The following is a 25,749-nucleotide window of genomic DNA, read 5'->3' on the forward strand; positions in this document are numbered from 1 at the left end:
GGGGCCGTCACTCGGCGCTGCGCAGCGCGACCCAGGTGTCGTGCGCCACGACACCGTCGGCGTCGAGGCCCCGCTCGTTCTGGAAGGCCCGGACCGCGCTCTCGGTCCCGGAGCCGAACTCACCGTCCACACCGGCGCTTCCGACGCCGTAGCCGCGCTGCGTCAGGATGCACTGCACCTGCTGTACGCGTTTGCCGCTGTCGCCGAGGCGGGTGCGTTTTTTGCCGGCGTAGTACGTGCACTCCGAGAGCCAGGGAGTGGTGTCGGTTCCGACCGACGGGCTGTCGGCGGACGGAGTGGGGGACGGCGTGGTGGACGGATCGTCATCGGGAGGCGGCGCGTCGACGTCGTCCCGGTCGCCGGCGGAGCCCGACACCCTGGGCTGCGCCGAGGAGGTCCCCGTCTTCGTGTGGCGGTCCTCCGCCGCGGCGCCGTCGACGTCCGTGCGGCTCAGTCCGCCTGTACTCGGGGACCCCGAACCACTGGAGGCGTCACCGGAGCCCGTGCCGTCCGCCCTGGTGGCACCGGCTTTCGGAGAGGCGACGGCAGGGGGATCCTGACGCATCAGCAGCAACGCCGTCGCAGCCACCACACAGACCGTGATGCCCGCGACGGCGACCAGTAACGCCCTCCTCCGGTTCCGGGCAGGGGCACCTGACGGGGTCGGCGGGGGCGGGGGCGGAGTGCCCTCGGCCTTCGCGGGCGGCTGCGCATCACGAGAAGCAGCAGGCTGGGGCAGACGCGCGGACAGGAGCAGGGGGAGATTGTCCGGAGACCGTAGTCGGTCCATCCTCGCGACCGGCAGACGGTGCAACGCCTCGTACGCCTGCTGCCGGGCGAGCAGCTCGCCGCCCAGCGGCTCCGGCCAGGCGGAGGCCACGGGACGTGCCCGGGCGGCGTCGATCAGCTCCTGCGGAGTGGGCCGCCGCGCGGGCTCCTTGTCCAGACAGGCGGTCAACAGGGCGCCGAGCTCCTCGTCCGCCGCCGAGATCTCGTCGACGACCTCGGGGTTGGGGTCCTCGTACGCCACCCGGTGCATCACGTCGACCCCTGTGCCGTCACCGAACGGCGCACGTCCCGTTGTCGCGTAGACCAGTGTCCCGGCCAGTGAGAACACGTCCGACGCCGTGTCGGAACGGCCCTCTCTCAGATGCTCGGGCGACATGTAGGCCGGAGTGCCGACCCGGTTGCCCGTGCCGGTGATCGCACTCGCGTCAGCGGCCTTCGAAATACCGAAGTCGATCACGTGCCCGCCCCGGACTGACAGCAGCACGTTGGACGGCTTCAGGTCCCGGTGCACGATCTCCTCGACGGCGAGGCTCGCAAGCGCCTGCCCCAGCTCCGCGACCAGCCGCCACACCGCGGCCGGCTCCAGGGCGCCGTACTCCTTCACGGCTTCCGCCAGATCGAAGCCCGGGAGGTACTCCGTGGCCATCCACAGCAGCTCGTCCTCGAAGCCCGTGCCGCACAGCCGCGGTGCGTGCGGTGTCCGCAGGCGGGCGTGCACCGCTGCCTCGCGCTCGAAGCGGCGCCGGAACCTGGGATCCTCCGCGTACTCCGGCCTGATCACCTTCACCGCGACCAGCCCCGGACTGTCGTCCGCGGGACGCGCCAGATAGACCCGACCCATACCGCCACTGCCCAGCAGCGCCACCGGCGCGTAGGGGCCGACGCGCGCCGGGTCGCCGAGCCGCAGTGGTAACGCACCGGTCTGCCGCAGCGCGGCAGTCGCGTCGTCCGCCGACGCCGGCCGCTGTACCGACAAAAAGTCCCCCGAAGTCACGTTCGATGCACGCCAGTTCACCCCCAGTGAGAGAAGAGCGTAACTCAGCTCGCGCGAGTGTTCAGGAAATCGCTCACCTCCGTCCCGTGGGTGCTGGAACAGCGCCGCGCAGTCCCCACCGGGAGGTGATCCGGGGCGAGTCGGGAATGAACCTGCGGCCTCCGCATGTTTGCGCACCCGCCGACCGGCACTCCCCGGTCCCGGGAAGAAAGCAGGCTCATGACGTCCTCGCCGAACACCATGCGCGCCGTCCGGCTCTCCGCTCCCGGCCCCGTGGCGAACCTGCGGCTCACGACGCTCCCGGTCCCGCCCGCAAGGGACGGCTGGGTACGCATCCGCGTCGAGGCGTTCGGCCTCAACCGCTCGGAGCTGAAACTGCGGCTGGGCCTGGGCGTCGGTGTCACCTTTCCCCGGGTACCGGGCATCGAGGCCGCCGGCACCGTCGACGCGGCCCCGCCCGGCAGCGGACTGGTTCCCGGGCAGAAGGTCGTCGCGATGATGGGGGACATGGGGCGCACCTACGACGGCGGCTACGCCGAGTACACCTCGGTGCCGCTGTCCCAGGTCCTCCCCGTGGACACCGACCTGCCCTGGGAGGTGCTGGGCGCCCTGCCGGAGATGGTGCAGACCGCCTACGGCTCGCTCACCGTCGGCCTGGATCTCACCCCCGGTCAGTCCGTGCTGATCCGGGGCGGCACCTCCTCGGTCGGCCTGGCAGCGGCCGCGCTGGCCACCTGGCGCGGCGCCACCGTCCTGTCCACCACCCGGCGGGCCGACCGCCTCGCTCTGCTGGCCGAGCACGGCGTCGACCACCCCCTGCTCGACACCGGCGAGATCGCGCCCGCCGTACGGGAGCTGTACCCGCACGGCGTCGACGCCGCCCTCGACCTCGTCGGCACACCGACCCTGCCCGACACCTTGCGCGCGGTACGCGTGCACGGCACGGCCTGCTTCGGCGGCAGCCTCTCCAACCAGTGGACGGTGCGGGACTTCTCCCCGAACGAGTACCTGCCCAGGGGCGTACGCCTCGCCGGCTACTTCGGCGACGCCGCCGACCTGCCCCGGGAGGCCTTCCAGGACATCCTCGACGCGGTCGCCGCCGGCCGGCTCACCTTCCCCGTGGACCGCGTCTACGACGGCCTGGAGCAGGTGCCGCAGGCCCACGACGACATGGAACACGACCGCGCCACCGGCAAGCTCGTCGTACGGGTCCGGCACTGACGGCACCGGCTGCACAGGAGTAGCACTGTCCGGGGTGGGGACTTGATGAGCAGGCCGGCGCGGCGGCGCACCCATGGGGGCCGCACCGGCCAGGCTTCTCCGGTTCAGCCAACGAGCCGGGGAAGCCGCGGCCGGCGAGACCGCCCACACTCCAGGACATGCCTCAGGGCAGTACGCCGCGCGCGGCAGGCGTCACGGCGAGGCACTCGGTGCGAAGGCGCACAACGGGGCGGCGGTAGGGTGGCCGCACCGGAGGTCGAGGCGGGTGGTGGCGGTGGAGTGGCGAGAGTTCGCCGAGGCGATGGCTCAGCTCGCGCGGCAGTTGCTGGCGCAGGAGTCGGTGCAGGGGACGCTGGACGAGATCGCGGCGTCGGCGGTGCGACTGGTGGACGGCTGTGACGCGGCCGGAATCCTGGCGGTCCGCAAGGGGCGGGCGGTCACGCTCTCCGCATGCGGCGAGCTGGTGGAGGCATCGGACCGGCTGCAGGGTGAGCTGGCCGAAGGCCCGTGCTTCGATCTCGCCGCCCGGGCCGACGGGGTGAACGGCGAGCGTGTCTTCCGGATCCCCGACATCACCGAGCCGCAACCGTCCTGGCCGCGGTTCGGCGCGGCGGCTCGCGACCTGGGTATCGGCAGCATGACCGGCGTACTGCTCTACACCCACGACGCGGACTTCGGCGCGCTGAACCTGTACTCCCGGCGCCCCGGCGCCTTCGGCAAGGACATCGAGACCGCCGGCTGGCTGCTGGCCTCCCACGCCGCCGTCGCCCTCGCCGACGCCCGCACCATCGACCAGCTCGAGGAGGCCATGGAGACCCGGCACGCCATCGGCGAGGCCATGGGCATCCTCATGGAACGCCACAAGCTGAGCGAGGACGACGCCTTCAACGTGCTGCGCCGCATCTCGCAGCAGCACAACATCAAGCTGCGCGACGTCGCCCAGCGGGTCCGTTCCGACCGCGCGAAGAAGGCCTGACCCGCACCACCTGGCGTACGCCTCCCGCGCACGGGTAGCCGCAAGAGCGGCAACCGGCCGAAGTGTGAACGCGACGAAAGAGTTCTACATGGTCATCCCGCTTATGAAGCAGGCGGCGGATGAACTGGGCGCAGACGAGCAGGCCAGGCTGCGCTATGCCGCAGCCTGGGGCCCGAGCACCCCTCGCGCCGTGGACGCGCGACGGGATGTGCGCGCCGTCCTCGCCCACGCTCCGTGCGGCGACCGCCCCGCCGTCCCCTCGTCCAGGGTCATGGACGCCGAACTCGTCGTCAGCGAGCTCGTCACCAACGCCTTGCGGCATGCTCCCGGCCCCTGTGCGCTGACGCTCCGGCTGTCCGGAACCGAGCTGTCGATCAGCCTGTACGACACCTCGCCCGACGCTCCCGTGGTCCAGCCGCCCGACCGGTGCCGCGTCGGCGGGCACGGCCTCCGCCTGGTGCACTCGGTCAGTGACAGAGTCGTCGTCACCCCCCGTGACGACGGCAAGGAGATCACCGCTCACCTGCGACTCGTGGCGAGCGACGAGGCCGGCACGCTCGACAGGACCGTGCTGTCCGCCCCGCGTGCGGACCGGACCCGGCAGACCTCATGACCAGTGCCGGCGCCGGGTGAGGGGCGCGCCCGGCGGACCCGGCGCCGCCGGCACGGCTGATCCGGTCGAAGAGCGGCGATCAGTGTGCCGACCGCAGCCGGTTCATGAGCGACCTCCTTCCGTGTGCCGCACCAGGGCCGACACGAAGTCGTCCCATACGGGCCGCGGCAGATCATGTCCGGCGCCCCCGAAAACCAGAAGCTCCGCCCCCGGGACCGCGTCACGCAGCGCCTCGCCGTGCGGCAACGGCAGTAGGGGGTCCCGGTCGCCGTGGACCACGAGCGTCGGCGCCACGATGTCGCCGAAGCCGCCGCGCGCCGGCCCGTCGAACCGGATGGCGAAGTGGTTGACCAACGTCGACGCGTAGTTCCTGGCCCGCGCCACGTCCCGCTCGACCAACGCCCGGATCGCGGCCTCGTCGAAGTACGGCGAGCCGCCGGCGTACGCCCGCGCGCCGTCGACGACGTACTCCACGAGCGCGGCCACGTCGGAGACGTCCGGCGCGGCGGCCATGGCCAGGTCGCTCGACGGCGGCGGCAGGTCGTCGGCACCGGTCGAGGTCGAGACGAACGTCAGCGACGCGACCCGGTCGGGATGGTCGACACCGAGGGCGAGTCCGATCCCGCCGGACATCGACTGGCAGACCGCATGGGCGCGCTCGATGCCCAGAGCGTCCTGGATGCCGAGCACGTCGAGGCTCAGATCCGTGGACGAGTAGTCCGGCTGTCCCGGTGGACAGCAGGTCGACCGGCCGGTGTCCCGCTGGTCGTAGCGGACCACGAAGCGGCCGCGGGCGGCGAGCTGTCCGCACAGGTCGGCGTCCCACCACAGCATCGAGGCGGCCGCCCCGGCGACCAGCGTGATCGCCGGGTCCGCGGGGTCTCCGAAGGTCTCGACACACAGCTCGACGCCGTTGATCCCGAACAGTCGCTCGCCGTGGGATTGATTTGAGGTCATGTCCAGCACGCTAGAACCCCGGACTCCATTCTGAAAAGCGATGATTTCCGATTGATTTGATCGCTTCCTTCGATGGATGTCGCTAGGCTGGCGTGCGTGAGCACCGTCGAGCTGCGCCATCTGGCGGCGATGGCCGCCATCGCCGAGGAGGGTTCGTTCGGCCGGGCGGCCACCCGTCTCGGCTACACCCAGTCGACGGTGAGCCAACAGATCGCCGCGTTGGAGAGAGCCGTCGGCGGCCCGGTGTTCGACCGGCCGGGCGGCCCCAAGCCGGTACGGCTCACCCCGCTCGGCTCCGTGGTCCTGGACCACGGTCGCGCCCTGCTGGCGAAGGCCGAGGCACTGGCCGACGCCGTGGACCGGTTCCAGGCGGGGGACGGCCGGATCGACATCGGCACCTTCCAGAGCGTGTCCAACGTGATCCTGCCGTCGCTCGTACGCCGACTGCGCGACGAGCACCCCGGATGCGACATCAGGTTGTCCGAGGGGGAGCCGGAGCAGCCGCGGATCGGCGACCTCGACCTGCTGTTCTACGACGGCCGCGTCGACGGCGATGTCGAGCACCGCAAGCTGCTCGACGATCCCTACCTGCTGGTGGCCCGTACCGGCACCTTCCCCGAGGGGCCGGTGCCGCTGGAACTGCTCGACGGCGTGCCGATGGTGGCCTGGCCGCTGACCTGCGACCAGCCGCTGATGGAGCAGGCGGTCGCGCGCGCCGGCGCCCGTCCGCAGGTCGTGTTCCGCACCGCGGTCAACGACACCTTGTTGTCGATGGTGCGAGCCGGCCTGGGATCGGCGCTCCTGCCCTGGCTCGCCGTCCTCGGCGCCGGCGTCCCCTCCGACGACCGACTCCGCATCCACGCACTACGGCCGTCCCTGCCACCCCGCGAGATCTACCTGCACTGGCAGGCAGGCCGTATCCACTCACCACTGGCCGCCCGCGCGGTCGACATCGCCGTGGAGGTCGCGGCGGAACTCGCACGGCCGCCGGCCGGCGCTTGACGGACGCCCGTTGCGAGGCGTGGAGGATCACGGGGCGCGGGTCGGATCCGGGGGTTGTGCGGCCTCGGCCTCCTCGGCTTCTCCGGCGAGTTTGGCGACTTGCGCCTGTGCCGCGGTGATGCCGCGGAGTATGAGACGTAGGTGGGCGGCGGACTCGGGTACAGCGGCTTCGAGTTCTTCCAACCTCCTGCGGTGCGCGGCGAGTTCCGCCCTGAGTCGTGCGGCCCGGTTGGGGGGTGGGGGAGGGGCGGTCCCGTTGAAGACGACGTTGTGCAGGGGGCGTTCGGTGTGGACCGCTTCGCGTTCGGCCGCGTGTGCGTCGTCGGGGTAGTCGATCTGGACGCCGATGACGCGGGGGCCCCAGGGCTGTTGGTGCAGATGGGTGCGGATACGGGTGAGCGGGCAGGTGGAGATGCCGACGTACAGCAGGCCTTCGAGGCCGTAGAGCCGGTACAGGGCGGTGCGGCCCGCGGTGTGCAGGCTGCCTTCCTCGTCGAACAGGCTGCGCAGGAACTGGGTGTCGATGTCGGTCATGACACGGCCTCCCTCAGTCCGGGGCGCAGGGCGACCGCGCGCCGTTGTCCGTCCTCTCACGCTCCCACGGGGGTGTGACACCGTGTTCCGCGGCCGGGTTGTCCGTGAACTCTCCCGGAATTGTCCTTGATCCGTAACGGACGCATCCCGTGGCCGCAGTTCCTCGTCTTGCCAGGTGGTCACGGAGTGACCAGGGAATTGACGAGGAACTGCGGGAAAGCGGGGCGGACATGGCACGGCACGGTGGGCGGGGCTGGAACGGCAAGGTGCTCGGGGCGGCGCTCGGGGTGACGATGCTCGCCGCCGGTGCCTCCGTGTGGACCGCGCAGGCCGGCACCGTAGGGGTCACGCCGCCCAAGACGTCCAAGCCGGCCAGTGCGGTGAAGCCCGTCGATGTGACCATCGTGCACGCCTCGGACAAGGGAGCACGCGGCGTCAACATCACCATCGACGACGGACCCGACCCGGTATGGACCCCCCAAGTGCTGGACGTGTTGCGGGAGTACGGGGTCAAGGCCACGTTCTGCATGGTGGGAACGCAGGCGCAGGCCCACCCTGACCTGGTGAAGCAGGTCGTCGCCGCCGGACACCGGCTGTGCGACCACTCGGTGTCCCACGACACCACCATGGACAAGAAGTCCGAGGCATACCAGTCGCAGCAGATTCTCGACGCCGAACGCATGATCACCCAGGCCTCGGGCGGCGTACGGCCGATGTACTACCGGGCCCCCGGCGGCGCCTTCACCCCCTACAGCCGCAAGCTCGCCGCTTCCCGGGGCATGCGTCCGCTGGGCTGGAACGTGGACTCCAAGGACTTCGAACGGCCGGGCACGGACGCCATCGTCGCCACGGTCGAACGTGAACTGCCGGGCGGCCCGACCGTCCTGTTCCACGACGCGGGCGGCGACCGCTCCCAAACGGTGGAGGCGCTGCGCCAGATCCTGCCCCGGCTCAAGGAGCAGGGCTACTCCTTCGGCTTCCCCGTGCGCTGAACCGGGGGGTTCCTTCAAACGCCCCACAACTCCCTACCCGACGAAGTCCGGTTGCCAGGGCAGGACGCGGAAGTCGCCGGTGCCGTTCTTCACGCGTTCGAACGGCGCTGAACTCACGCACTTGGGCAGGTTCCTGGTCTCCACCGGGTTGCTCACGGCCCAGCTGTAGCCCAGCCGGTCGTGTCGGCCCATGTCGTGCACGGTGAAGCCGACCCGCTTGCCCTTCGTTCCCGGCAGATCGCTGCCGGTGATGACACCGGTGGCGACCGCGACTTTCCCTCCGGTCACCAGACAGTCGATCCTTCCCTTGGCCCAGGCGCCCTCGCCGTTGAGGTAGTGACTGAAGCGGAACGTCCCGGTGGCCTTCGCCGGCTCCATCCGGTGCTCGGCGGCGAGATGCGCGTCGAAGGTGAAGGTGATGTCGTCCCCGAGAGTCCGGGAGAGCTTGGCGGACCCGGTCAGGGCCGCGGCTTCCCGGGGCGCGCGGGGGGAGTCGGTTCCGGGCGAACGGTCGAAGGCCGCGGCGGAGGCGGTGCACGCGACGGTGATCAGGACGGCGGCGCCCGCGGCGACACGGAGGCGGGTGGAGGCTGACGCATTGCGGCTCATCGGTGGTCCTTCCTCATGGATGGCGCCCCTGCTCCGGGGGCGCCATCACAGACTCTCGCCGGCTGACGGATCCTCACATCGCCTGCGGAGCTGACGTATTGCTCCCCCACACGGCTCACGGCGGTGACCGCCGTGCACCCGCAGAGGTACGCCTGCCTGCACCCTTGGTCCCACGGAGTGCGGTGGCGCTCGCGTTTCCCCGGAGCCGGCGCGTGAGATCACCACGTCCAGCAGGCCGGCGGTCCAGCGGGTCCACCACGGCGGCCCGATCCGTCCCGCACGTCAGGAGGTGCCGGTGGCGCCGGCCGCGGTCCGGCCTGCTGCGGGCACGTCTTCGTCCGTGCCCTCCTCGGGCTCCCAGCGCAGCAGGTCGCCCGGCTGGCACTTGAGCACCTCGCAGAGCGCGGCGAGCGTCGCGAAACGTACCGCCTTGGCGCGGCCGTTCTTGAGTACCGCCAGATTGGCGGGCGTGATCCCCACGCGGTCGGCGAGTTCGCCCACGGACATCTTCCGCCTGGCCAGCATCACGTCGATGTCGACGGCGATCGGCATCAGATCACCCCGTCCAACTCGGCCTGCAGCTGCGATGCTTCGACGTCGCGCGCGACGGCCTGGGCGAGCAGCATCCGCAGCACGAGCACGATGAGGGCGACTCCCAGGATGGCCACGCCGATGCCGCCCATGATGAGGGTGACGCCCGGGTCGTCCCGCTGGCCCGGCGCATTGACGAGGGTGACCGCGAACCACACGAGGGCGGCCGCCACAATCGCGCCGATCACTCCGTCCACGTACCGGAAGGCGGCGAGGGAGAACACGGTTCCGCGTCGCACCATCGTCACCAGCCGCCCTACGCAGACCAGTGCCACCTGGACCGACACCATGCCCAGGATCGTGATCACACGCAGCGAGGTCAGCGGGAGCGACCCGTCCTCCGGGTCGCTCCCGCTGACCAAGGTCCACACCATCAACGTCTGTACGAACAGGGTGCCGACGAGCACCACTGCGAGCACGGCGCGCAGGGCACCGACGGTCAGCTTTCCCATGTCCCATCCCAACATCGAGCAACGATGGAAATCTATCGAATCTCGATAGATTGAGCAAGTGTCGTCAGTGCGCGTCCGGCTCCGCCGTGAGGCGTTGAAGCAGGCCGAGCAGGGTGGCGCGGTCCGGGCCTGGCAGGGCGGAGAAGCAGTCGGCGAGTACGTGGTCGGCGACTTTGTGGCCGGCCGCCAGGACCTGCTCGCCGGTGGGGGTGAGGTGGTGTTCGATGCGTCGGCCGTGTCCGGGCCGGCGTTCGACGAGGTCCTGGGCCGTGAGACGGCCGGCGAGCGTACCGAAGGCCTGCTCGGTCTGGAAGGTCGCTGCGGCCAGTTCGCGGGCGGACGCTCCGGGGGAACGGCTGATCGCGCGCAGTGCGTCCCACTGGGCCAGTGTCGTGCCGACGGCCTGGAGGGCGCTGTCGAGGGCCCGGTGTTGTCGATACTGGGCCTGTTTGACCGCTCTGCCGAGTTCTTGCAGCTCACCGTGCATACGCCAAGTCTACGACATGACCAAGCTAGCTTATATAAAGATGTTTAGTTACAGTGGTCGGCATGTCCACCAACGCATCCGCCATGTACGCCGACCTGTCGCTCACTCTGTCCGAGGCCGGGGAGGGCAGGCCGGTCCTCGTCCTGCACGGCGGCGGAGGCCCCGCCACCGTCGCCGGCCTCGCCCACCATCTGTCCCGCACCGCTCACACGATCACGCCCGTGCATCCCGGCTGGGACGGCACGGACCGCCCGGCGTGGCTCACCGGCATCGACGACCTCGCCCTCGCGTACCTGCACCTCCTGTGCGAACGACGACTGCGCGACGTTCTCGTCGTCGGCTCCTCCCTCGGGGGCTGGACGGCCGCCGAGATGGCCGCCCGCGACACCACGGGGTGTGTCACCGGCCTGGTCCTGATCGACGCGGTAGGCGTGCGGGTCGAGACGGAACCGATCACCGACTTCTTCGCCCTGGACGCCCGCGGCGTCGCGGAGCACTCCTGGCACGAACCGGACCGCTACTACCTGGACCCGGCCGGGAGCCCGGCCGAAGAACTGGCACGCAGAGGGGCCAACATGGCCACCATGCGCCTGCTCGCCGGCGACCCCTACATGCACGACCCCACGCTGCTGTCCCGGCTCGGGCAGGTCCAGGTGCCCGCTCTCCTGCTCTGGGGTGAGAGCGACCGCATTGTCACGCCCGCCTATGGCGCCGCGTACGCCGAAGCGTTCGGCCGCGGCCGGCTCGAGGTCATCCCCAGGGCCGGCCACCTTCCGCAGATCGAGCAGCCGGACGCCACCTTCGCGCTGATCGACGAGTACCTGCGCCAGACGGACGGCCGGTTGCGCCAGCACTGAGCGGTGCTGCTCACCGTTGCGAAAAGCGCGCCGGCGACTGCCACCCTTCCTGCCGCATCATGTGCGCCCCCGGGTCAGGAATGCCGTCAGCGCGGCCAGCGTCTCGTCGGGTGCCTCTTCCGCCGGGTAGTGGCCGCACGGGACAGTGACCGTCTCCACGTCGTCCGCGGCCAGGCGCATCATCGCGCCGACGTGGTCGGCCAGATACGCCGTCCCCCCGATCGCCAGGACGGGCAGTTGCAGGCGACGGGCCGCGCGCCGCTCGTTCTGGGCGATGGTGGTGTCGAGAGCGCGGTAGGGCGCAAAGCTCGCACGGAGGGCGTCCGGGTCCCCGGCGAGGGTGTCGATGTAGTGCCGGACGGCGTGCTCGGGCAGTGGTGCGGCTGCCTTGGCCGCGAACTGCCGGCCGAAGAAGAGGTCTTCGCGGCCCTGGACCAGTTGCTCGTTGAGTTCGGGGAGCCGGTTGAACGTGAAGTGCCACAGCCGGTCGTTGTTCTCGGTGCTGCCGAGCAGGGGCGGTGAGGGGGCGAGGCCCGGGATGAGGGCTTCCGCGACGGCCAGGTGGTCGACGCGGCCCGGGTGATCGGCGGCCAGCGCGTAACCGACCCACACGCCCACGTCGTGCCCGGCGACGTGGAAGCGGTCGTGCCCGAGCGCCGTCATCGCGGCCGCCGCGTCGCGCGCGAGGTTGCCGGTGTCGTAGCCGTCCAGAGGCTTGTCCGACAGGCCCACCCCGCGGGCGTCGAGCGCGACGACCTGGAAGTCATGGGCGAGGGCCGGCATCAGCAGACGCCACGCATACCACGTCTGAGGCCATCCGGCGAGGAGCAGCAGCGCAGGCCCCGAGCCTCCGGTGACGGCGTGCAGGCGGACCTTGCCGGTGTCGACGTAGTGGCTGGTGAAGGTGCGGGCGAAGCCGTCCGGGAGCTGCGGCGCGCGGGAGACGGAGCCGGGGTCGTCGGCGGTGAGGAGGGCGGCGGCAGAGGGCGTCATCAATGATCACCTTCGCTGGAATGGCGACGGCAGGCACACCCACCATCTTGGAACGATTAGTCAAACATAGTTGGACCGGTCGATACAAGATGGAGGTAGACTCGGAGCGAGATCCCGCGGAGAAAGGTGCACGGCATGTCCGGCCGAAAGCAGTTCGACGTCACCGCCGCACTGGATCAGGCCATGCGCGTGTTCTGGCAGCAGGGATACGAGGGCGCCTCGCTCGACGCCCTGGGATCTGCCACCGGTCTCGGACGCGGCTCGCTGTACGGCACCTTCGGCAACAAGGACGCCCTGTTCCGTCAGTGCCTCGACCGGTACGTCTCGGTCTACGGCGGCCGCCAGGAGAAGGCGCTCGCCGGGCACGCCGGTGATCCCGTGCGTGCCGTGGCGGCGTTCCTCGACACGACCCTGGCCCGGATCGCCGATCCCGCGGTGCCGGACGGCTGTCTCATCGCCCAGTCCTCGGCCCAGGCGCCGACGCTCAACGAGGAGAACGGCGCCCATGTCCGCGCACTGGTCTCCGCCCAGCGCGCCCGGGTGCGCGCTGCACTCGGGAGCGCGGCGGCGGATGCACAGGTGCTGGACGAACTCGCCCTGTACGTCGTCGCCGTCAACCAGTCCCTGGGTGTACTCAGCCGGGCCGGTGTGCCGCACGAGGAACTGCGTGCCGTGACCCGGCTGGCGGGCGCGACGGTGGCGGACACGCTGGCCCGGAGCGCCTGAAGTCCGGCCGACCCGACCCGACCCGTCAGCCGCCGGGGCCGCTGCGCACGAAGAGGCAGAACGGGTGGCCCGCCGGGTCGTGCAAGACCCGTACATCGGTCTGAGGCTGGACATCGGCCACGGTCGCTCCCAGTTCGAGGGCGTGCTCGACGGCTGAGGGCAGGTCGTCCACCTCGATGTCCAGATGCATCATCATCTGCTGCTCGGACCGGCGGGAAGGCCACTGCGGGCGTGCGAAGAGCGGCTCTGTCTGGAAGGACAACCCGGTGGTGCCGTCGGCCGATGCGATCTCCACCCAGCCGGGTTCTTCCGTCCGCAGCCGCCACCCGAGCAGGGCCTGGTAGAACCGTGCGAGCTCGTGGGCGTCCGGTGCGTCCAGAGTGGTCGCGGCCAAGGTGAAACGCGGTGCGGGCTTCATGCAGTAGTGCTGCCCGGTTCCGCTGCTGTCAGACCGACGTGCCGCGCGGGTCGCACAGGGGTGGGACGCCGGGCCCGGGGTAACCGCGTCTGTACGAAGACCAAGTCGTGCGGCAGGCCATGTCGTGCGGCAGTTGTCGTCGACCTTCACGGGAGGACAGTCGTGCCTGGCATGTTGGAGAAGATCAAGCAGTTCAGCAGGAGCCCGCAGGGACGGCGTGCCGCCGAGCAGGTGCGCCGTGCCTCGGCCGATCCGCGTCGCCGCGCCCAGGCTCGGCAACTGCTCGGCAGGCTCCGCGGACGCAGCCACTGAACCTGAGCGCGCTCGCCACGGCGGGTGGACGCCGGTGACGCCGCTCGGTAAGAAACCGAGCACACCGCATCCACCCGCACGGCTGCCGGGGAAGACAGACCACCGGGCGTGCCGCGGGGCGGGAAGGAGGTGCGGCGCAGATGACCGACCTTCGTGATCGGCTGGGCAGGGCCGTGTTCCGGCGAGTGGCCGGGCCGGACGGCCCCGCCAACCGCGCCCGTATCCACGACACGCCCGGACCCCGCTGGTTCGGCCCCGGACGTCCCATCCGCACCGTCCACGGCGACGCGTCGATGTTCATCGGCGGGCTGAGCGCTCTGCTCCTGCAGTCCCTGCACCCGCTCGCCATGGCCGCCGTGTCCGCGCACTCCGGGTTTCGCGGAGATCCCTGGGGGCGGCTGCAGCGCACCAGCACCTTCCTCGCCGTAACGACCTACGGCACCGTCTCCGACGCCGAGGCAGCCGTCGAACGCGTGCGCGCCATCCATCGGCAGGTGCGGGGGACCACCGCCGAGGGACTGCCCTACCACGCCGCGGACCCGCATCTGCTGGGCTGGGTGCACGCGGCCGAGACCCACAGTTTCCTGCGCGCCCACGAACGCTACGGGGCCCGCCTCCTCGACCCGGCGGAGTACGACGACTACGTGGCCGACACCGCGCGGGTGGCCGAGGCACTGGGCGTGGTCGACCCACCCCGGGACCGCCGGGCCCTGGCCGCACTGCTGGCCACCTACCAGCCGGAACTGCGGGCCACCCCGGAAGCCCGGGCCGCCGCCCGGTTCCTGCTGCTGCACCCACCCGTTCCGCTCGCCGTGCGGCCGTTCTACGGCGTCCTGGCGGCGAACGCGGTGGCACTGCTCCCGCCGTGGGCGCGCAGCGTCCTGCGACTGCCCCGGGTCCCGGTCGTGGAGGGGCTCGCCGTCCAGCCCGCGGGTCTGCTGCTGACGCACACCATCCGCTGGGCCATGACCCCGGGAGCGCGCTCGCCGGTGGAGTGAGGCCCGGCGGGCGCACGATGTGGGCCCCGCACGCCGTACGGGGCCCACACGGTCAGCAGGTCGAGTTGGTCTGGGTCAGCAGACCCAGCCGCCAGGGCAGGCTGTTGTAGTCACCGCCGGCGTTGGGGTCCTTCCCCTGGTACAGGTACTGGAGCTTGCAGGCCGGGATCGTGAGTGTCTGGTCGTAGCCCGCGCGGATCATCTCGCCGTGACTGATGTCCCGGCTCCAGGTACCGGCGGGAAACGTCACGTTGTTCGACTTGGCGAACGGGTTGCTCTCGGACGCGGCCAGGGGTGACCACGAGCCGGCGAGACTGCTGGAAGTCCAGGAGCGGAAGTAGCGCCGGCCGTCCGAGGCGATCGCCTCGACGAGCAGCAGGTACTGATTGCTGCCCTGCACCTTGTAGACGTTGCTCGCTTCGAACAGGGCGTACTTGGAGTCCTGGGCCGCGATGACGGTGTCGGTGAAGCCGTTGGGGAACTGGCCCACTGTCGTCCGGGAGCGGTAGAGATGACCGTTGTCGTCCGAGGAGAACAGGTAGCAGTTGGCGCTGTCGCAGATCACCCACATGTCGACCCAGTAACCGTTGCCGATGTTCTGGCGGATGATGTCCGGCATCGACGAGTAGAAGTTCTTCGGGGCACTCCACCCGTTGGGGTTGCTGATGTCGGGGTTCGTCGAGTACGACGCGTTGCCGGTCTGGTAGACGAGGTACCACAGGCGTTGCGGGGCGTTGTAGAAGACCTGCGGTGCGGCCCGGTACCCGGCGCCGATGGCGGTGCGGTCCAGGTAGTGGTGCGTGGCCGAACCGGCCTGGGACCAGTCGGAGAAGCTCAGGTACACCAGGTTGTACCCGGCGGAGTTCGCGGTGCTCGCGAACACGTGGTACTTGCCGTTGTAGTAGACGACCGACGGGTCCTTGATCCCCGCGATGTTGTGCGTCGCGTCCGACTTCGGCCCGATCAGGGCGCCGCTGGAACTCCAGCGGAAGGAGGAGGGGAGCGCCGCGGCGGACCGGGCCGCGGATGCGTCCGTCCGCTGTGCCCCGGCGCGGCCGCCCAACGCCGTGAGCGTCGACTGGTAGGCGGGCTTCTTGTTGCCGTTGCGGTCGAACAGCAACGGGTTCTCACCGCTGCGCCAGGAGTCGCTGTCGCGGATGCCCCAGACGGTGATGCCGGTGCAGCGCGCCACGTTCATGCAGGCCCGCACCGTGTTCGTGTACGCGGCCGTGGGCGCCTGCGCGATGTCCAGCTCGGTGATCTGGACGTCCACGCCGAGCGCGGCGAAGTTCGACAGGGTCGTCTGGAAGCTCCCGGGCGGGCCGCCCGCCCCGAAGTGGGACTGGAGGCCGACGCAGTCGATGGGCACGTCGCGCGCCTTGAAGTCGCGCACCATGCGGTAGACGCCCTGGGTCTTGGCGTCGCTCCAGTTCTCGATGTTGTAGTCGTTGTAGCAGAGCTTGGCCGACGGGTCGGCCGAGCGCGCGGTGCGGAAGGCCTCCTCGATGAAGCCGGTGCCCAGCACGTCCCGGAAGACCGAGCTGCGCATCTGGCCGCTGCCGCCGTCGGCGAAGGCCTCGTTGACCACGTCCCAGGCGTAGATTTTGCCCCGGTAGTGGTTCATCACCTGGGTGATGTGGTTGTTCATCACGCTGCGCAGGGTGTTGGCGTCCCTGATGGAGCTGACCCAGCCGGGCAGTTGCTGGTGCCAGACCAGGGTGTGTCCGCGCAGGCGTTGTCCGTGTGACTGGGCCCGGTTCGCGATCTGGTCGCCGGGGCCGAAGTTGAACGAGCCGCGGGAGCGCTCGATGGTGTCCCACTTCATCTCGTTCTCGGGCGTGACCGCGTTGAACTCACGGTCCAGGATCCCGGTGTACGTGCCGTCGCCGAGGCGTCCGGCGGCCACGGCGGTACCGAAGTACCGCCCGGACTGGGCCGCCTGGGCGCCCAGCGTGGAGGCCCGGACGCCGTCGGGTGCGGCGCTCGCGGCGCCGGGGGTGACCAGGGCGGCCACGGCCAGCAGGGACAACACCGAGGCTCGGCGACGGCCGAGCCGCTTCAGCGGGTTCATGGTTCTCCTCGTACGGTCGGGTGGGGGGTTGCGCCGTGCGATGGACGGGAGGGGATCAGGGCGTCGACAGCTCGAACCGTGCGATGCGGACCGCGCCGCCGAGCGCCCGGGTGGCGTGGTTGAAGAGGGCGAATCGGTAGCCCATGAAGAAACGCCAGTCGTTGCCCATGGAGAAGGCGGGCCCGAGCCGGGTGAAGTGGGTGCCGTCGGTGCTGTAGGAGAAGGTTCCGGGGCGAGCCGCGCCGGGGCGGATGTCCGCGGTCGCGCGCAGCCAGACGCGGCCTCCCGCGAGGGGCGCGCTCGCGACCTCGGTACCGGTCGCGGTGGTGTTCCAACTGCCGTCCATGGTCAGCCCATTGACCATCGTCACCCGCGCCGCGCCACCGTCGCGCTTGACGCCGATCCACGCGGAGGAGTCGCGGAACAGCGCGAGTCCTGCCCGGTCGCCGTCCCGCATCGCGGAGTGGTCGAGCTCGACCGTGGCGGTGGAGGTGGGCCCCTGGATGCGGTGCGTGAGGGTGTTGCGGGCCCAGTACAGGTCGTCGGTGACGGTCGCGGTCCGCAGGGTCAGGCCGTCGCCGGCCGACCACTTGGTGTTGTCCGGATTGTGGTTCCACTCCCATCTCGGCTTGAGGGCCGTGCCGTCGAAGGTGTCCACGCCGGTCATGGGAGTGACCTGGCGGGGCGGAGCGGGCACGGCGGGGCCGGGGTACGACGTGCCCCAGGCGCCGTTCACCAGTTGGACGACGGGCCAGCCGTCCGGGGTCCAGGTGACCGGTGCGAGGACCGGCACCCGGCCGCCGGGATAGGCGTCCACGAAGGCCATGTAGTACCAGGCGCCGCCCTGTGTCTGCACCAGCCCGCCCTGGTGCGGGACACCGCCGCCGGGGATCGGCCCGCGCAGGTCGAGGAGGACCTGTCGCATCGTGTACGGGCCGAAGGGACCGCCCGACGACTTCAGGATGTACTGCCCGTTGGCCGGACGGGTCAGGAAGATGTAGTACTGCCCGTCGATCTTGTAGAAGCGGGAGCCCTCGAGGGTGCCGACGCTCGACGGTGTGGTGAACACCTGCTGGCTGCGGACCTGGCTCCGGCCGTCGGGCGAGAGCTGGGCCACGCTGATGGTGGTGTTCCCGTACGCCACGTACAAGGTGTCGTCGGTGTCGACGAGCAGCCCCGCGTCGTAGTACGGGGTGTTGATCGTCGTCAGCCTGCTCCACGGCCCCTCGACGGCGGTGGCGGTGTAGACGTACGTCCTGGCGAAGTCGATCTGGCCGAGCCAGTAGAACGTCCTGTTGGCCGGACGGTAGGCCAGTGACGACGCCCAGATCCCCCTGACGTAGCCACGGGCACCGTTCAGGTCGTACTTGGCGCCGAAGTCGAGCACGGGCACCGAGTGACCGGCGATCTCCCAGTTGACGAGGTCGTACGAACGCAGGACGGGGGCGCCCGGTGAGTAGTGCATGGTCGAGGCGGAGGCGTAGTAGGTGCCGCCGACGCGGATGACGTCGATGTCCGCGAAGTCCTGCCAGATCACCGGGTTCGTGTACGGCGCGGCGGCCGTGGGGGCCGGTCCTCGGGCGGTAGCGGAAGCGGCGGTGGGGGAGGGCCCCGCCAGGGACAGGAAGGCGCCGGCGACCAGGCCGCCGCCGACGGTCAACGCCTGTCGGCGATTCAAGGGTTGGCGAGGACATGACATATCCATGTGTCGTTCTCTCTGCGAGGGAGCGCTGCGGGGGCGGGGCTGTCCTGCTCGTTCGAGAGTGTGAACGCCGACTGACGTGTCGGGCAATCAGGATGATATGTGCCTGACACATCCCGTCAATGCCTATCGCAGGATTCGCTGTTGGCATCGAAATGTTTCGGCGATTTGAGGGTCCCGATGTACTGAAGTGAACAGTTGACAGTCCATCAGGTGTTGACACATACGTGACTACCTCTAGCATCCGTAAAGCCAACGATCCGAAACCAGACCGAAATTTCGAGCCGTCGATGAATGTCATGCGCCTGACATGAGGTCGCCCCGCGCGGTTTCATCCACTGTCTTGCCGTGTCTCGCGACGTTCCCTGAAAGGAATCACCGATGCCCCGACCCTCAGCCAGACGACTGCTCCGCGTCCTCGCGGCCGCCGCGCTGACCGTCACCGCGTCCCTGACGGCTTCCGCCCACTCCACCGCTTCGGCCGCCCCCGGCAGCCCCGCGCTCACCCCGCCCCTGGGCTGGAACAGCTGGAACAGCTTCGGGTGCGGGGTCACCGAGGCACAGGTCCGCCAGGCCGCGGACGCGATGGTCTCCTCGGGCATGCGGGACGCCGGGTACCGGTACGTGGTGGTCGACGACTGCTGGTTCGACCCGCAGCGTGACGCGGCCGGCAACCTCCGGGCCAGTCCGGCCAAGTTCCCGAGCGGGATGAAGGCGCTCGGGGACTACATCCACGGCAAAGGTCTGAAGTTCGGTATCTACCAGGTGCCGGGCGAGCGCACCTGCGCGCAGACCAGCGGTGCCTATCCGGGGTCGACGGGCAGCAGGGGACACGAGGCCCAGGACGCCTCGACCTTCGCCTCGTGGGGCGTCGACTACCTCAAGTACGACTGGTGCTCCTCCAGCGGCACCCGCGATGAACAGGTCGCGCGTTTCTCGCTGATGCGGGACGCCCTGCGTGCCACCGGACGGCCGATCGTCTACAGCATCAACCCCAACAGCTTCCACGCCATCACCGGTGCCACGTACAACTGGGGCGAGGTCGCCGACCTGTGGCGGACCACCGAGGACCTCCTCGACATCTGGCAGAACGGCAACACCAACAGCTATCCGATGGGCGTCGGCAACGTCCTGGACATCACCGCGCCGTTGGCGGCCCAGTCGGGTCCGGGGCACTGGAACGACCCCGACATGCTGGTCGTGGGCCGCCCCGGCCTGTCGCTCACGGAGTCCCGCTCCCACTTCGCCCTGTGGGCCCTGCTGGCCGCCCCGCTCATGGCCGGCAACGACATCCGCACCATGTCCCCCGACGTGAGCGCGGTCCTGCGCAACCCGCGTCTGCTGGCGGTGAACCAGGACGCACTGGGCGCCGGCGGGCGCAGGGTCCGCGACGACGGCAGCGCCGAGGTGTTCGCCAAGCCCCTGTCCGACGGCTCGGTCGCGGTCGGGCTGTTCAACCGGGGCAGCGGTACCGCGACCCTCACCACCACGGCCGCACAAGTCGGGCTGTCCGGCGGTCCGTTCACCCTGACGGACCTGTGGAGCGGCGGTACCTCCAGCACCTCCGGGCAGATCTCGGCGAGCGTCCCCGCGCACGGCGTGGCCGTGTTCCGGGTGAGCGGTGGCAGCCCGCTGGCCGCCACCACCTCGCGACTGCGCGGCAACGCCTCCGGCCGCTGTCTGGACGTGGACAACGCCGCCACCGCGGCCGGAGCCACCGCACTGATCTGGGACTGCCACCAGGCCGCCAACCAACTGTGGACCACGTGGGCCGGCGGCGAGATCCGCGTCTACGGCGACAAGTGCCTGGACGCCTACAACCAGGGCACCGCCAACGGAACCCGGGTCATCATCTGGTCCTGCAACGGCCAGGACAACCAGAAGTGGACCCTCGGCTCCGACGGGACGATCCGCAACCTCCACGCCGGGCTGTGCCTCGACGCCGATCAGTCCGGCACCGCCAACGGAACGCCCCTGGTCCTGTGGACCTGCAACGGCCAGGCCGGCCAGAGGTGGACCCGCGCATGAGGGGCGTCGCGCTCCTGTCCCCCCACCAGGAAAGCACCCACCGGACAAAGCACCCGCCGAACAAGGGGAGTCGCATGATGACAAGGGCACGATTCCGCTTATGGCACACCGTTGTCGCGGTGCTGCTCGTGCTGGCCACGGGAGGCCCGGCAGTGGCCGCCGGCCGAGGCGAGAACGTCCCGCTCACCGCCTCCGGCACAGCCACCCCGACCGCGGGATGCGGGAAGACCCCCACGCTGACCAGCGGTACCCACACGATCCAGAGCGGCGGCAAGAACCGCAGCTTCATCCTGAGGATCCCGGACGGCTACGACCGCAACCACCCCTACCGGCTGGTCTTCGGATTCCACTGGCTGGGCGGTACCTCCACCGACGTCGCCACCGGCCGCACGGTCGACACCGGCACCTGGGCCTACTACGGGCTGCAGCGACTGGCGAACAACAGCGCCGTCTTCGTCGCCCCACAGGGCCTCAACAACGGCTGGGCCAACTCCGGCGGGGAGGACGTCGCCTTCGTCGACGACATGATCCGGCGGATCGAGGCGGACCTGTGCGTCGACACCACCCAGCGCTTCGCGCTCGGCTTCAGCTACGGCGCCGCCATGTCGTTCGCCCTCGCGTGCGAGCGCGCCACGGTCTTCCGCGCGGTCGCGGTGCAGAGCGGCGGGCAGCTCAGCGGATGCGCCGGCGGCACCCAGCCCATCGCCTACCTCGGAGTGCACGGCCTCAGGGACAACGTCCTCGGCATCTCCGGCGGACGGGCGATGCGGGACCGGTTCGTCAGGAACAACGGCTGCACCGCGCAGAATCCGCCGGAGCCCGCCCAGGGCAGCCTGACGCACCGGGTCACCACCTACTCGGGCTGCTCGGCCGGGCATCCGGTCGCCTGGGCCGCGTTCGACGAGGGACACATCGCCGCCCCGCAGGACGGGGCGCCCGGTGACAGCGGCAGGACCTGGGTGCCGGGAGAGGTGTGGAAGTTCTTCACGCAGTTCCAGACCTCCGACCCGTCACCGGGTACCGCCACCTGCAAGGTCAACCGCACCGTCAGCGCGTGGACCAGCGGCCTGACCTCGAACATCACCATCACCATCACCGGCACCACCGCGATCGACGGCTGGTCCCTGGCCTTCACCCTGCCCGGCGGGCAGAACATCACCTCCGGCTGGAACGCGGACTACTCACCCGCCTCCGGCCAGGTCACGGCCAGGAACCTCTCCCACAACGCCACCATCGCGCCGGGCGCCTCCGTCGGCATCGGCTACCAGGCCGTCCACACCGGCGACACGGCCGCGCCGGGCTCCTACACCCTCAACGGGAACGCCTGCGCCGTATCGGGGAGTTGACGGAGCCGACCGCAGAGAGACCGACTACACCGCCGTGAAGCTCCACAGCAGGTTGGTGCTGTTGCCGAAGGTCCACTGCTTGGTGACGGAGCCCGAAGCGACGTCGCCGCCGCCGTCGAGGACCAGACCGGTGGTGCGGTTGGCGATCGAACAGCGGTCACCGCCCCGGTGGGTGATCGTCCACTGCTGGTTGGTGCCGCCGTTCCAGGGGGCCTGCCGGGCGGCGGAGCCGTCCTCGGTGGCCCCCCAGCCGTCGGCGACCATGCCGTTCGTACGGTTGACCAGCCGGTAGTAGCCGCCTCCGACAGCCTCCGCATGCCACTGCAGGTTCGAACTGCCGTCCCAGGTCCACTGCTTGAGGTTGGCGCCGGAGGCGACGTTGCCGCCGCTGTCCAGGGCGAGGCCGTCGGTGGCGTTGACGATCCGGAAGTACGTCGCCGGGTTGAACTGGACCCTCACCGAGGCGATCTGGTCGTTGTTGCCGGTGACCCTCAGATCGGGGTTGTCGGCGGTGAACGTCCACGCGGTTCCGGTGAAGTCGTCGCCGGAGTAGCCGATCATCTGGTAGCCGGGGGCCGGCCGGAGGGAGGAGAGGGTGCCCGGCCCCGGCCCGGCCGCACTCAGGTCCGCCGCGGTGTAGTCGCCGACGGCGAGCACGGCGGCCTTGCCGGTGTAGCCGGTGTCCGGGAAGACGACGGCGCCGGCGAGGGGCCGCAGAGCGGGGATCGTGCCGGAGAAGGTGAGCTTCAGTACGTAGGCGTTGGCGCCGTACGGCGCCGAGGTCGGCAGGGTGACGGCGAGCCCGGAGGAGGTCTGGGCCGGCGCGGGCAGGTCGATGTAGGTGCCGGCGGTGGAGCCGAGGAGCTTGACCGAGGTCAGCGACGAGAGGTTGATCCGGTCCGAGCCGAGCGTCTTGATCGTCAGTGAACTGCCCGGCCAGCCCAGGACGGTGGCGTACAGGACGTTGTCGGCCTTGTCGCGGGTGAAGCGGATGTCCTGTGGGGTCCCGGCGGTCGGGCTGGTGAAGGCGCCGCCGCCCATCTTCGTCGGCCCCTCGCCATACGTCGTCCAGGCCCGGGTTGCGTACACCGACTCGCTGAAGCGCCTCAGGTGGTCACCGATACCGAGCAGGATGTCCTTCTGCGCCTGGGGGATGCTGCCGTCGGCCATCGGCGCGATGTTCAGCAGCACATTGCCGTTCTTGCTGACCCGGTCGATGAACGAGTGCAGCATCTGCTGAACGGTGTAGTAGCCGATGCCTTGCGTGTAGCACCAACTGCTGCTGGAGATGCTGTCGTCGGTCAGCCAGTACGGCGAGGTGAGATCGGCAGGGCCGCCGCGTTCGTAGTCGAAGACCTCACCTTTGCCGTTCATGCCGTCCTTGTAGGTCGCGACGACCTCGCGGCCCCAGCTGTCGGCCTGGTTGTAGTAGTACGCCAGGAAGTTCAGGCGCTGCGTCTCGTCGACGGCGTCCAGATTGAAGTCCTGCCACAGGATGTCGGGCTGGACGCGATCGATGACCTCCTTCAGCTTGTCGAACCAGAGCTGGTTCTCCGCGGCCGGGGCGAGCTGCCCGTAGAGCTTCTTGAGGCTGGGGTCCGTCTGGGCGGGGGCGAACTCGTAGAAGCCGGTGAAGTTGTACGCGTGGTGCATGGCCACCAGCAGCTTGAGGCCCCTGGCGCGGATCGCCGTGGAGAACAGCCGCAGGAGGTCGAGGCCGGGCCCCTTCTTCACCGAGTTCCACTCGTTGACCTGGCTGTCCCACATGGAAAAGCCGTCATGGTGCTCGGCGACCGGACCGGCGAACCTGGCCCCGGCGTCGACGAACAACTGCACCCACTCGTCGGGGTCGAACTTCCCGCCGGCCGACTTCAGCTTCGGTGCGAACTGCACGGTGTTGCCCGTCAGGTCTCGCGCGCCGTTGATGAAGTTGTGGTACGGCCAGGCCGCCGGTTGGCCGTAGGTCGCGATGTGATGGCGGTTCGCGTTGCTCCCGGCCTGGTACATGTTGCGCGGATACCACTCGTTGTCGAAGGCGGGGACGCTGAAGACGCCCCAGTGGAAGTAGATGCCGAACTTCGCGTCCTGGAACCATTCCGGGGCCGGCGGATGCTGGTCGACCGAGTTCCAGTCGGGCGTGTACGTGCTGGGCGCCGCCTGGGCGGCACCGGCCAGCAAGTTGCGTCTGCTGGTGGAACTCGACATGGAGACATCCCTGGGGCGTGGGGGCCGCTTGTTACGCATGACGGTCTGTCATGGCTCCGTGGGATGTCAATTACTTTACAGGGATGAAAGTAGCTGATGCGTAAGGCAAGTTGCCCTATTTGTTATTTTTTCTCGGGGAATTGGCTTAGGCAGACATCGTATGTCTTGCTGCCATCGCCGAGGTCTATGAGGCGCACCGGACCGTCTCTGCCCGCCGGTGCGGTCGCCGTCCCGTCATACGCAGCCCCGTATCATCAGCGTCGCCTTTGGCACGCGGACTGCGGCGTGGGTCGGGGCGCGACGTGGAGAAGGGATGCGCGGTGTCTCTGACGGACAGGGCGATCGAGCAGATCCGTGAGCTGATCCGGACCGGAGCGCTGCCTCCGGGGTCGAAGCTCCCTCCGGAACCGGATCTGGCCGCGCAGCTGGGGCTGTCCCGCAACCTCGCCCGTGAAGCGGTCAAGGCCCTGGCCGTCGCACGGGTCCTGGAGGTCCGGCGGGGCGACGGCACCTATGTGACCAGCCTCCAGCCGAGCCTTCTGCTGGAGGGACTCGGTGGTGCGGTGGAACTGTTGCAGGGCGACTCGGTCGCGCTCCAGGACCTCATGGAGGTACGGCGGCTCCTCGAACCGGTTGCCACGGCCCTTGCCGCGACCCGAATCTCCGACGACCAACTGGCCGAAGTCAAGGGGCACTTGGATGCCATGCGTGAGGCGCGTGAGGACGTCGAACGACTCAACGCCCATGACGCGGCCTTCCATCGGGCCGTCGTCTCGGCCACGGGCAACGAATCCCTCCTCGCGCTCCTGGAGGGCATTTCCGGCCGCACGCTGCGTGCCCGGATCTGGCGCGGCCTGGTCGACTCCCGGGCGGCGGGCCGCACCCTCGCCGAGCACGAGGCGATCTTCGAGGCGCTGGCCGCACGCGACGCGGTCCTCAGTCAGGCGGCGGCGCTGCTGCACGTGAGCAACACCGAACGGTGGCTGAAGGCGCACCTCAGCGCGGCCGAGGCCCTTCCCTCCGGTACGACCGCGGGCTGACGGGGAGCCCGCCCGCCCGCGTCCTCATGGGGCAGGGCCGCCAAGGGCCTGGTCGGTCCTGACTTGCTGCGCGCGAGGCGCCTCCGACACCGCCGGCACGGCAAGAAGGCCCGGGGGAAGCTGACCCGGTACGCCCGGATGGTGGCCCGCGCAGGCCGAAGAAGGGGCAACCGGCATCGAAGGGCTACCGCGAGGCGAAGAAACCGCGGGGCGAAGGCCCACATGAAGGTCACCAGGAAGCGGGAGGGCAGCCGCCGCGAGTGGGTCAAGAAGGTGGGTCCGCGACCGCGACGCCATCGCTGTCGAGCACTTCCGCCCGAAGTTCCTGCCCAAGGTGACCATGGCCCGCAAGGCCGCTGACGCCGCCATCGGAGCCACCAAGGCCGCTCTGATCGACATGGGCTGCGAACGCCGGCGGGACATCCGCCTCGTCCACCCCGCGCATACCACGATGGACTGCGCGCACTGCGATGCGAGAGTCGGGCATCGCCTGCCGCTGGGTGAGCGCACCTACACCGACACCTACACCTGCACCACGTGCGGAAACGTGTCCCCCAGGGACAAGAACTCCGCCCGCGTGATGCTCGTCCGTCTGGGTCTCAGCCCGGCTGATGCTGATGGCGGACCTGACGGAGTCCTGCTAGGACTCCGAGGCCGTGTTCCCGGGCGCGAGGCCCCGCCAGGGCCGTGACTCCCGTCGGCGCCCGGTCCGGCGTTCCCGTCCCGCACGCGCTCTCTGTAACCGATCGTGTTCACACCGTTGACATCTTCCTCACCTGCCTCTACGGTCGCGCCGCCATATAGAACGCGTGACGAAATCTCGGACATTCGAAGGC

24 protein-coding genes and 1 pseudogene are annotated in these 25,749 nt (G+C 69.9%); 13 read left to right on the plus strand and 12 right to left on the minus strand.

All coding sequences use genetic code 11. The annotated features are described in order from the left end of the window. Positions 1–7: 7 nt before the first annotated feature. Positions 8–1,765 carry a protein kinase gene (locus tag ACIRP7_RS07570; protein ID WP_403655038.1) on the minus strand — a complete coding sequence of 586 codons (1,758 nt, stop codon included), beginning with the start codon at positions 1,763–1,765 and terminating at the stop codon, positions 8–10. Positions 1,766–2,002: 237 nt separating this feature from the next. Here ACIRP7_RS07570 and ACIRP7_RS07575 point away from each other — a divergent pair, with 237 nt between their 5' ends. From ACIRP7_RS07575 to ACIRP7_RS07585, 3 genes are all read left to right on the plus strand, one after another. Continuing rightward, on the plus strand, positions 2,003–3,004 hold the full coding sequence (locus tag ACIRP7_RS07575; protein ID WP_403655040.1) for a zinc-binding dehydrogenase: 1,002 nt from the start codon (positions 2,003–2,005) through the stop codon (positions 3,002–3,004). A 274-nt stretch (positions 3,005–3,278) separates the two neighbouring features. Next, positions 3,279–3,980: a GAF and ANTAR domain-containing protein gene (locus ACIRP7_RS07580; protein ID WP_403655042.1), complete on the plus strand. Its 702-nt coding sequence runs from the start codon at positions 3,279–3,281 to the stop codon at positions 3,978–3,980. Between the two features lie 88 nt (positions 3,981–4,068). After that, on the plus strand, positions 4,069–4,593 hold the full coding sequence (locus ACIRP7_RS07585) for an ATP-binding protein (RefSeq protein ID WP_403655044.1): 525 nt from the start codon (positions 4,069–4,071) through the stop codon (positions 4,591–4,593). A 102-nt stretch (positions 4,594–4,695) separates the two neighbouring features. Here ACIRP7_RS07585 and ACIRP7_RS07590 read toward each other — a convergent pair whose 3' ends face one another. Beyond that, on the minus strand, positions 4,696–5,550 hold the full coding sequence (locus ACIRP7_RS07590; RefSeq protein ID WP_403655046.1) for an alpha/beta fold hydrolase: 855 nt from the start codon (positions 5,548–5,550) through the stop codon (positions 4,696–4,698). A 72-nt stretch (positions 5,551–5,622) separates the two neighbouring features. Between ACIRP7_RS07590 and ACIRP7_RS07595 the strand changes: the two genes are divergently transcribed. Continuing rightward, entirely contained in the window at positions 5,623–6,552 is a 930-nt protein-coding gene (locus ACIRP7_RS07595) for a LysR family transcriptional regulator (RefSeq protein WP_403655048.1), read from the plus strand. Between the two features lie 27 nt (positions 6,553–6,579). Here the strand turns inward: ACIRP7_RS07595 and ACIRP7_RS07600 are convergent, their stop codons facing one another. Beyond that, the gene (locus tag ACIRP7_RS07600; RefSeq protein ID WP_403655050.1) at positions 6,580–7,086 is read right to left on the minus strand and encodes a GIY-YIG nuclease family protein; all 507 of its coding nucleotides are present in this window, start codon (positions 7,084–7,086) and stop codon (positions 6,580–6,582) included. A 230-nt stretch (positions 7,087–7,316) separates the two neighbouring features. Here ACIRP7_RS07600 and ACIRP7_RS07605 point away from each other — a divergent pair, with 230 nt between their 5' ends. Further along, complete coding sequence (locus tag ACIRP7_RS07605) at positions 7,317–8,078, plus strand: polysaccharide deacetylase family protein (protein WP_403655052.1); 762 nt, start codon at positions 7,317–7,319, stop codon at positions 8,076–8,078. A 33-nt stretch (positions 8,079–8,111) separates the two neighbouring features. Here ACIRP7_RS07605 and ACIRP7_RS07610 read toward each other — a convergent pair whose 3' ends face one another. From ACIRP7_RS07610 to ACIRP7_RS07625, 4 genes are all read right to left on the minus strand, one after another. After that, a complete protein-coding gene (locus tag ACIRP7_RS07610) occupies positions 8,112–8,687 on the minus strand; it encodes a hypothetical protein (RefSeq protein ID WP_403655054.1) in 576 nt (191 codons plus the stop codon). A gap of 282 nt (positions 8,688–8,969) precedes the next feature. Beyond that, positions 8,970–9,239: a helix-turn-helix domain-containing protein gene (locus tag ACIRP7_RS07615; protein WP_403655056.1), complete on the minus strand. Its 270-nt coding sequence runs from the start codon at positions 9,237–9,239 to the stop codon at positions 8,970–8,972. After that, the gene (locus ACIRP7_RS07620; RefSeq protein ID WP_403655058.1) at positions 9,239–9,730 is read right to left on the minus strand and encodes a DUF2975 domain-containing protein; all 492 of its coding nucleotides are present in this window, start codon (positions 9,728–9,730) and stop codon (positions 9,239–9,241) included. Before ACIRP7_RS07620 ends, ACIRP7_RS07615 begins: the two co-directional genes overlap by 1 nt. 64 nt (positions 9,731–9,794) lie before the next feature. Then, positions 9,795–10,217: a MarR family winged helix-turn-helix transcriptional regulator gene (locus tag ACIRP7_RS07625; protein WP_403655060.1), complete on the minus strand. Its 423-nt coding sequence runs from the start codon at positions 10,215–10,217 to the stop codon at positions 9,795–9,797. Between the two features lie 62 nt (positions 10,218–10,279). On the opposite strand from ACIRP7_RS07625, the gene ACIRP7_RS07630 reads away from it, so the two are divergent. Beyond that, a complete protein-coding gene (locus tag ACIRP7_RS07630; protein ID WP_403655062.1) occupies positions 10,280–11,074 on the plus strand; it encodes an alpha/beta fold hydrolase in 795 nt (264 codons plus the stop codon). A 57-nt stretch (positions 11,075–11,131) separates the two neighbouring features. Here the strand turns inward: ACIRP7_RS07630 and ACIRP7_RS07635 are convergent, their stop codons facing one another. Continuing rightward, complete coding sequence (locus ACIRP7_RS07635; protein ID WP_403655064.1) at positions 11,132–12,067, minus strand: alpha/beta fold hydrolase; 936 nt, start codon at positions 12,065–12,067, stop codon at positions 11,132–11,134. A gap of 135 nt (positions 12,068–12,202) precedes the next feature. Here ACIRP7_RS07635 and ACIRP7_RS07640 point away from each other — a divergent pair, with 135 nt between their 5' ends. After that, on the plus strand, positions 12,203–12,793 hold the full coding sequence (locus tag ACIRP7_RS07640; RefSeq protein ID WP_403655066.1) for a TetR/AcrR family transcriptional regulator: 591 nt from the start codon (positions 12,203–12,205) through the stop codon (positions 12,791–12,793). Positions 12,794–12,818: 25 nt separating this feature from the next. Here the strand turns inward: ACIRP7_RS07640 and ACIRP7_RS07645 are convergent, their stop codons facing one another. Next, positions 12,819–13,211, minus strand: coding sequence for a VOC family protein (locus ACIRP7_RS07645; protein ID WP_403655068.1), 393 nt, complete (start codon positions 13,209–13,211; stop codon positions 12,819–12,821). 162 nt (positions 13,212–13,373) lie between these two features. Between ACIRP7_RS07645 and ACIRP7_RS07650 the strand changes: the two genes are divergently transcribed. After that, positions 13,374–13,523 (plus strand): hypothetical protein, encoded by a 150-nt coding sequence (locus tag ACIRP7_RS07650; RefSeq protein WP_365657875.1) that lies wholly within the window; start codon positions 13,374–13,376, stop codon positions 13,521–13,523. A gap of 140 nt (positions 13,524–13,663) precedes the next feature. Further along, positions 13,664–14,521, plus strand: a complete 858-nt coding sequence (locus ACIRP7_RS07655; RefSeq protein ID WP_403655070.1) for an oxygenase MpaB family protein — start codon at positions 13,664–13,666, stop codon at positions 14,519–14,521. 52 nt (positions 14,522–14,573) lie between these two features. On the opposite strand, the gene ACIRP7_RS07660 is transcribed toward ACIRP7_RS07655, so the two are convergent. Beyond that, entirely contained in the window at positions 14,574–16,592 is a 2,019-nt protein-coding gene (locus ACIRP7_RS07660) for a non-reducing end alpha-L-arabinofuranosidase family hydrolase (protein ID WP_403655072.1), read from the minus strand. A 55-nt stretch (positions 16,593–16,647) separates the two neighbouring features. Continuing rightward, positions 16,648–18,291 (minus strand): glycoside hydrolase 43 family protein, encoded by a 1,644-nt coding sequence (locus ACIRP7_RS07665; RefSeq protein ID WP_403655153.1) that lies wholly within the window; start codon positions 18,289–18,291, stop codon positions 16,648–16,650. 384 nt (positions 18,292–18,675) lie between these two features. On the opposite strand from ACIRP7_RS07665, the gene ACIRP7_RS07670 reads away from it, so the two are divergent. Both ACIRP7_RS07670 and ACIRP7_RS07675 read left to right on the plus strand, forming a co-directional pair. Beyond that, a complete protein-coding gene (locus ACIRP7_RS07670; protein ID WP_403655074.1) occupies positions 18,676–20,322 on the plus strand; it encodes a glycoside hydrolase family 27 protein in 1,647 nt (548 codons plus the stop codon). Between the two features lie 74 nt (positions 20,323–20,396). Beyond that, positions 20,397–21,668 carry a cellulose binding domain-containing protein gene (locus ACIRP7_RS07675; RefSeq protein ID WP_403655076.1) on the plus strand — a complete coding sequence of 424 codons (1,272 nt, stop codon included), beginning with the start codon at positions 20,397–20,399 and terminating at the stop codon, positions 21,666–21,668. Between the two features lie 24 nt (positions 21,669–21,692). Here the strand turns inward: ACIRP7_RS07675 and ACIRP7_RS07680 are convergent, their stop codons facing one another. Then, positions 21,693–23,873, minus strand: a complete 2,181-nt coding sequence (locus ACIRP7_RS07680) for an alpha-L-fucosidase (RefSeq protein ID WP_403655078.1) — start codon at positions 23,871–23,873, stop codon at positions 21,693–21,695. Positions 23,874–24,193: 320 nt separating this feature from the next. On the opposite strand from ACIRP7_RS07680, the gene ACIRP7_RS07685 reads away from it, so the two are divergent. Further along, positions 24,194–24,913, plus strand: coding sequence for a FadR/GntR family transcriptional regulator (locus ACIRP7_RS07685; RefSeq protein WP_403655080.1), 720 nt, complete (start codon positions 24,194–24,196; stop codon positions 24,911–24,913). A gap of 72 nt (positions 24,914–24,985) precedes the next feature. Beyond that, positions 24,986–25,604, plus strand: a pseudogene (locus ACIRP7_RS07690) (RNA-guided endonuclease TnpB family protein); the annotation flags it as partial. Between the last annotated feature and the right edge of the window lie 145 nt (positions 25,605–25,749).

Source organism: Streptomyces sp. NPDC102270, assembly GCF_044766405.1.
Lineage (GTDB): Bacteria > Actinomycetota > Actinomycetes > Streptomycetales > Streptomycetaceae > Streptomyces.